Origin of the sequence: Paraburkholderia sediminicola (assembly GCF_046026895.1) — a bacterium.
Classification (GTDB): Bacteria; Pseudomonadota; Gammaproteobacteria; order Burkholderiales; family Burkholderiaceae; genus Paraburkholderia; species Paraburkholderia sediminicola_C.
Map to the genome: position 1 here is coordinate 47,371 of NZ_JAQQEU010000049.1, position 6,503 is coordinate 53,873.

Annotated in this window: 7 protein-coding genes and 1 pseudogene; 5 read left to right on the plus strand and 3 right to left on the minus strand. The window is 65.8% G+C overall.

Translation table 11 applies throughout. The features are described from left to right. The first annotated feature begins 56 nt into the window (after window positions 1-56). A complete protein-coding gene (locus tag PQR02_RS27555; RefSeq protein ID WP_408238815.1) occupies window positions 57-1,199 on the plus strand; it encodes an extracellular catalytic domain type 1 short-chain-length polyhydroxyalkanoate depolymerase in 1,143 nt (380 codons plus the stop codon). A 72-nt stretch (window positions 1,200-1,271) separates the two neighbouring features. Here PQR02_RS27555 and PQR02_RS27560 read toward each other — a convergent pair whose 3' ends face one another. Continuing rightward, complete coding sequence (locus tag PQR02_RS27560) at window positions 1,272-1,655, minus strand: mechanosensitive ion channel family protein (protein ID WP_408238818.1); 384 nt, start codon at window positions 1,653-1,655, stop codon at window positions 1,272-1,274. A gap of 180 nt (window positions 1,656-1,835) precedes the next feature. On the opposite strand from PQR02_RS27560, the pseudogene PQR02_RS27565 reads away from it, so the two are divergent. Beyond that, window positions 1,836-2,054 (plus strand): annotated as a pseudogene (locus PQR02_RS27565) (hypervirulence associated TUDOR domain-containing protein); the annotation flags it as partial. On the opposite strand, the gene msrC reads toward PQR02_RS27565, so the two are convergent. Further along, on the minus strand, window positions 2,011-2,523 hold the full coding sequence (gene msrC / locus PQR02_RS27570) for a free L-methionine (R)-S-oxide reductase MsrC (RefSeq protein ID WP_408238821.1): 513 nt from the start codon (window positions 2,521-2,523) through the stop codon (window positions 2,011-2,013). The pseudogene PQR02_RS27565 and the gene msrC overlap by 44 nt on opposite strands. A gap of 181 nt (window positions 2,524-2,704) precedes the next feature. After that, window positions 2,705-3,130, minus strand: coding sequence for a TOBE domain-containing protein (locus PQR02_RS27575; RefSeq protein WP_408238824.1), 426 nt, complete (start codon window positions 3,128-3,130; stop codon window positions 2,705-2,707). Window positions 3,131-3,391: 261 nt separating this feature from the next. Between PQR02_RS27575 and PQR02_RS27580 the strand changes: the two genes are divergently transcribed. From PQR02_RS27580 to PQR02_RS27590, 3 genes are all read left to right on the plus strand, one after another. After that, a complete protein-coding gene (locus PQR02_RS27580) occupies window positions 3,392-5,059 on the plus strand; it encodes an SH3 domain-containing protein (protein ID WP_408238827.1) in 1,668 nt (555 codons plus the stop codon). A gap of 326 nt (window positions 5,060-5,385) precedes the next feature. Then, entirely contained in the window at window positions 5,386-5,856 is a 471-nt protein-coding gene (locus PQR02_RS27585; RefSeq protein ID WP_408238830.1) for a VOC family protein, read from the plus strand. Between the two features lie 54 nt (window positions 5,857-5,910). After that, a complete protein-coding gene (locus PQR02_RS27590; protein WP_408238833.1) occupies window positions 5,911-6,387 on the plus strand; it encodes a VOC family protein in 477 nt (158 codons plus the stop codon). Window positions 6,388-6,503 lie beyond the last annotated feature (116 nt).

Genomic DNA, 6,503 nt, shown 5'->3' on the forward strand with positions numbered 1-6,503 from the left:
GCCTGCGGCTCGTCACCCGCCCACACATGCCGCCAGGCAACTCACCGCAAACCATCATGAACATGAACGAAGATTTTCTGAGGTCGATGAAAGACGCCTTCGATCTGCTGCACACGAAGGGCCCCACCGAAGCGACCGCCGCGGTTCAACGCGCGCTCGCTGGGGTCAACGCAGAAGCGGGCCATGCGCGCACGCCGCATACTCCGCGCGCGGGCAGCAATTGGACGCAAGCATGGTCCCGGGTTCAAGCGGAGGCTGAGGCACAGGCGCAGGCATACGCACAAACGCAGACCCCCGCGCGCCCGAAGCCGCACACCCCTGCCCCACACACCTTCGACGCCGCGACACCCGGCGCCTTCAGCACGCACACCTTCAGCAACAGTGCGGGCCAGCGTCAATACAAGCTATACGTGCCGGCGGTTTACAACAACGAGCCGTTGCCGCTGATCGTGATGTTGCACGGCTGCACGCAAAACGCCGACGACTTCGCGGCCGGCACGCGCATGAACGAGATGGCCGAGCGTCACGGCTTCATCGTCGTGTACCCGAATCAGCCGCAAACGGCCAATCATTCGAAATGCTGGAACTGGTTCAAGCCAGGCGATCAGCAGCGCGGCCTTGGCGAACCGTCGATGATTGCGGGCATCACGCGGGAGGTGATGACGCACTATCGCATCGATGCCGCGCGCGTCTACGTGGCCGGCCTGTCGGCGGGCGGCGCGATGGCGGATGTGATGCTGAACACGTCGCCCGAGCTGTACGCGGCCGCTTGCGTGCATTCGGGCCTCGCGCACGGATGCGCGAAGGACCTGCCCTCGGCCCTCGCCGCGATGAAGGGCGGCAAGCCGCAGCGCAAGCCCGCGCGCGCCGCGCCGCAACGTCCGCTGATCGTGTTCCATGGCGATGCGGACAAGACGGTCCATCCGTCGAATGCGACCGGCCTCGTCGCGTCCTTCGATGCCGGCACTACGACCGTCAGCGTGCCGGCCACGGCGGCTCACGCGTCGAGCAACGGACGCGGCGCTACGCTGCAACGGCGCGTCGCGGCCAATGGCGTCGAAGCGGAGCACTGGTTGATCCACGGCGCGGGCCACGCGTGGGCCGGCGGCAGTCAGCGCGGCTCGTACACCGACCCGGCGGGCCCCGATGCGACGGCGGAGATGCTGCGATTCTTTCTCGCTCATCCGCGGATGGATTGAGCGACGGATGTCGACTACCCGGCGGGCTTTGTCTCGCCGGCGTCGGTTGAGTTCAGCCGGTCCCGTCTGACTTTACGGCCGAAACGGCCGCAGCAGCAATAGCATCATGCCGGCCGCGATATTCTGCAAAGTGCCTTGCAACGCGAGCCCGATCGCGAGGCCGGCAGCGCCAAGCACCGCGAGCACACTGGCGGTCGCAATGCCGACCTCGCCGAGCCCCGCGATGAAGACGAGCACGCGCACCGCCCACGTGCCCATGGCGGCGAGCATCGACGCGAGCGTCGGGTCCGCATGCGTGCGGGCCAGCGTTTTGGCGAACATCGCGCCGACACGATTCGACAACCACCAGCCGACCACGAGGATCAATACGGCTAGCGCGATATGAAGCGCGTCATGGGTGAGCGTGACGAGCAGTGACGGTTGCAGATGCAATAGTCGGGAAAGGCGATCGTTCATCGTGACTCGGTTTCGTTGCGGGATGGGTTCTCCCGACGCGAGTCAGCAGGATGCGTTCCTGTCCCCATGTTCTATGCGAAGGCACATGGCTTGCTTTCCCTTGCACCCGCAACACCCCGCTTGCGCGACGAATAGGGAGTACCAGATGACTGCGCATTTCAACCGCACGACCGCGTCAGTTGGAACACGCCGCAAGGCGTCACGCAAGGTAAGGTCGTGGGTGTCATTTCGACGCATACGACCGTGGACCGTAGAACCGTCGATGCGTCGAAATCCGAGTCGCGTTACGAGGTGGAGTCCGAGAAAAGCGGCAAGCATGCCGTTCATCGCGGCGACGCGCTGCGGCGACTGAAGGTCAAGCCGCAGGTACCGCACCGCTCGGCAACGCCGCTTCGATGAACACCGCGCACAACGCCTCCATCCCCTTCGCGTCTTGCGCATCGAAGCGCGCGACGACCGGGCTGTCGACATCCCACACGCCGATCAGCGTGCCGTCCGGCGCGACGAGCGGCACGACGATTTCCGATTGGGACGCCGAATCGCACGCAATATGACCGAGGAACTCATGCACGTCGCGCACGACCTGCGTCTGCCGGGTCTGTGCGGCCGTCCCGCATACACCTTTGCCGAGCGGGATGCGCACACACGCGGGCTTGCCCTGGAACGGTCCGACGACCAGTTCGCGGCCGTCGTGAAAGTAGAAGCCGGCCCAGTTGAGATCGCTCAGCGAATGAAACACGAAAGCGGAAAAATTCGCTGCGTTGGCGATCCAGTCGGTTTCGCCGGCGAGGAGCGAGCGCGCCTGGGCGACCAGTTCTTCGTAATGCGCGGCTTTGGGCAGTTGCGAGGCAGAGGAGACTTCGAACATGACAGCGTCCGTGAAGTGAGCGGAAAGAGGAACAGCAAGGCGTGCAGTGTAAAGCAAGTGCCCGCTTCCTTCACGGCGCGCGGCCGCGGTCGCGCAGGCCTGCCCCTTCGCGCCGGCTGGCTTCAGCCACGCTGAAGACCCATCGGCGCGGCTGAAGCCAGCGGACCGGACAGTCCCTCTGTTACTGATCGACGCCGATGATCACGCTCGACGCCTTGAAGATCGCCGTTGCCGCCTTGCCGCTCGCGAGGCCGAGGCGATCGACGCTCTCATTGGTGATGATCGCCGCGACCTGCGCGCCGCCAGCGCCGATGATCACTTCCGAATTCACCGCGCCCTTCGTCACCGCCGACACGGTACCGGCGATGCAGTTGCGCGCCGACACCTGGCTCTGCGCGACATCGACCATCACGATCACCGACGACGCCTTGACCAGCGCAAACGCTTTCTTGCCGGCAGCAAGACCCAGCGATGTCGCGCTGCCGTGCGTGATGACCGCGACGATCTCGAGGCCGTCCTGGGTGCGCAGCGTGACTTCGTCGTTCACTGCGCCGTGTTTGACGTCTGCCACTTCGCCGGCGAATTGATTGCGTGCGCTGGTTTGCATGTCGTGCTCCTTGCTGGTTGGGACGCCGCGCATGAAGGTTGCGAAGCGAGGTTTGGGGTGACGGACCAGTGTATCGAAACGCCCACCGGTTGCAATCGCACGCGCTTGCAGTGCGTGGGATGAACGATCCGAACCGGCATGAGAACATGTAAGCGCTGTGTATCGGCGTGCATAATGCGGCGCCGGCACAACACAGCCGGACGCGTCGCACGGCTCACGGACGCCGTATCATCGTGCCCTTGGACCACTCTGCCGAACTCTATGTCTGTCGCCGTCCTGTTCCGCCGCCTTGCCGTTTCATGGCCGGGCGCCCGCCGCGCCGCCGCGCTGTGCGCCGCCGCGGCAATCCTCGCCGCCTGCAGCGGCCCGCCGCCGGCGCGCGATGTGCGTAGACAAGCGCACGCGTTCATCGATACCGTCACGCTATTCCCGCTCGAACATTACGACCAGAACGTCGATCACTGGCTCCAACCCGGCAGCCCCGCTTACGACCAGCCGTTCCTCAGTCCCGAGGAACAGCGTGAACACTTCGACGCGCTCTTCGCGCGCTACTTCGGCACCGGCGCAAAAGCGCCGTCGCCGTGGAATTCCGCCTACGTGACGCAGCGTGTTTATCGTGAGCAAGGCGCGGATATCGCCGCGTTGCAGCAGCGCCGCATCGACAGGTTCGACAACACCGGCAAGCAAGGCGCGGCGCTCGGCTACGGCGAGAATTTCCGCCCGCACGACAAGGCATGGATCGACGCGATCGCGCGCAACATGAACGTCGAGCAGTTTACGCGGACGCCGGTCTATCGGCCTGAACGCCGCGCGATCGCCACCGGCAACCTGATGGTGCGCGAACTGCCGACCACCGACCCATCGTTCTACGACCATCATCTGGCGGGCGAAGGCTATCCGTTCGATAACCTGCAAATCTCGGCCGTGCGTCCGGGCACGCCGTTGTATGTGCTCGGCGGCAGCGACGACGGCGCATGGCAATACGTGCAGACGCCCGACGTCCAGGGCTGGGTGCGCAGCGATGGCGTCGCGCTGGCCGACGACCGCTTCGTCGACGCATGGCGCGCGGCTGCTGGCAAATCGCTGGGCGCCGTGACGGTGGCCTCGGTGCCGGTGCGCGACAGCAGTGGCGCGTTCCGCTTCGACGCGCCGGTGGGCACGATGCTGCCGCTGTTGCCTGCGTCGCCATCCGCGTTGCCGCAGCAGTCCGTCGCAGGGACAAACGGCGCGCGGCAAGCGGCATCGGCTGGCGTCGCCGTCACAAACACGCCGGGCACCGTGGACGACACCCGCGCGCTGCGCACGGTTCTCGTCCCCGCCCGCGATCCCGACGGCCGCGCGCTCATCCGCACCGCCACGCTGAGCGACACGCAGATCGCGCCGATGCCGCTCGCCGCCACGCCGCGCCATCTGGCGATGCTGATGAAAGCGCTGATCGGCCGCCCCTATGGCTGGGGCAATAGCGGGCTCTACAACGACTGCTCGTCGGAGCTGCAAAGCATTTTCGCGGTGTTCGGCGTGTGGCTGCCGCGTCATTCGTCGACGCAGATGAGCGCCGGGCGCCTGATCGACCTGTCCACATCCACGCCCGCGCAGCGGCTCGACTATCTCGCGCGGCATGGCGAACCGCTGCGCACGCTGATCTACATCGGCGGCCATGTGATGCTGTACATCGGCAACACGACCCGCGACGGCGTCGCGGTCCCCGTCGTCTATCAGGACGTGTGGGGCCTGCGGCCCGCCGACGACAGCCGTCGCGCGGTGATCGGCGGCTCGGTGATCTTGCCGCTGTACGAGCACATTCCCGAGGACGCGTCGCTGCAATCGCTGGCGGCTACTCGGACGTTCCAGATCAGCATTCTGGGCGCGCCGGACGGGGTGTCGGCGCCGCCGTCCGCGCCGCCGGACGAGGACAACCCGGCGGGTTGAAGCGGGCTGGGGGCTGGCGGATGCGGCGGCGGCTGTTTTCGCGTCCGCATCGCCGCTCGCCCTTCGCCCTTCGCCCTTCGCACTCTGTACCCACACTTCGCACTTCGCGTTGTGCACTTCGCGCTTTTGCCCCTCCGCGCACACACGCTCGCCCCCCGCAGTTCCGCGCCACGCCCTCATGCCCCCCAGTACTTCCGCAACTCCCTCCAAAAATATTTTTTCGGGAGTGTCGATCCAACGGTAACGGACTCGTCGTAATGTTGAACGCCTGGCTCACGCAGCCGGTCTTTCAAGTCACGAACCTGTTACTTCAAGGAGTCACCGACATGACTAGCGCCGCCGTCAAACCGATCCCCGACGGGATGCACTCGCTCACTCCGTATCTGATCTGCGCCAACGCCGCGGAGGCCATCGCGTTCTACACGAAGGCCTTCAACGCCGTCGAGCAGTACCGCCTGCCCGGGCCGGGCGGCAAGGTGATGCACGCCTGCCTGAAGATCGGCGATTCCATGCTGATGCTGACCGACGAATGGCCCGACCATCAGGCGTTCGGTCCGAATACGCTAAAGGGCACGCCGGTCACGATTCACCACTACGTAGCGGACGTGGACGCCAGTTTCAAACAGGCCGTCGATGCCGGCGCGACCGTCCTGCTGCCCGTCTCCGATATGTTCTGGGGCGACCGCTACGGCCAGGTGAAGGACCCGTTCGGCCATCACTGGTCGCTCGCCACGCACAAGCGCGATCTGAGCACGGAGGAAATCCAGCAGGCGATGGCCACGATGAAGTGCGAATAGCCAGCAACGGAGAATAACGGCGAGGCCCGCCCGCCTTGCAGGAGCAGAGCCATCATGCAAAGGATCGCGCCGTGCCTGTGGTTCGACGGCAATGCGGAAGAAGCGGCCCGCTTCTATACGTCGGTGTTTGCGGATTCGCGCATCGCGACCACGCTGCATTACACGGACGCCGGCCCCGGACCGGCAGGCGGCGTACTGGCTGTCACGTTCGAGATCGAAGGCCAGGAGTTCATGGCCTTGAACGGCGGCCCGCAATTTCCCTTCACGCCGGCGATCTCGCTGTTCGTGCACTGCGGCTCGCAGGAGGAGATCGACCGCTACTGGTCGAAGCTGATCGACGGCGGCGGCTCGCCGTGGCAATGCGGCTGGTTGCAGGACCGCTTCGGCGTGTCGTGGCAGATCGTGCCCGACGCGCTCGGCGAGATGCTGCGCGATCAGGACCGCGCGAAAGCGAGTCGCGTGATGCAGGCGATGATGAAAATGGTCAAGCTCGATGTCGCGCAGCTGGAGCAGGCGTATCGCGACGGATAGCACGCGCTGCGACCCTCCCTTACTGCATCGCGCCGCTGTATGGTCTGGCGGTGGCGCGGGGGGCCCCCCCCCCCGCCCCCCCCGGCGCCACATTTTTTTCATAGGGGGCGGCCCCC

Bases quoted from the DNA above. Each gene is read 5' to 3' on its own strand.
- PQR02_RS27555 (WP_408238815.1), top strand. From the start codon at position 57: ATGAACATGAACGAAGATTTTCTGAGGTCGATGAAAGACGCCTTCGAT.
- PQR02_RS27560 (WP_408238818.1), bottom strand. From the start codon at position 1,655: ATGAACGATCGCCTTTCCCGACTATTGCATCTGCAACCGTCACTGCTC.
- msrC (WP_408238821.1), bottom strand. From the start codon at position 2,523: ATGTTCGAAGTCTCCTCTGCCTCGCAACTGCCCAAAGCCGCGCATTAC.
- PQR02_RS27575 (WP_408238824.1), bottom strand. From the start codon at position 3,130: ATGCAAACCAGCGCACGCAATCAATTCGCCGGCGAAGTGGCAGACGTC.
- PQR02_RS27580 (WP_408238827.1), top strand. From the start codon at position 3,392: ATGTCTGTCGCCGTCCTGTTCCGCCGCCTTGCCGTTTCATGGCCGGGC.
- PQR02_RS27585 (WP_408238830.1), top strand. From the start codon at position 5,386: ATGACTAGCGCCGCCGTCAAACCGATCCCCGACGGGATGCACTCGCTC.
- PQR02_RS27590 (WP_408238833.1), top strand. From the start codon at position 5,911: ATGCAAAGGATCGCGCCGTGCCTGTGGTTCGACGGCAATGCGGAAGAA.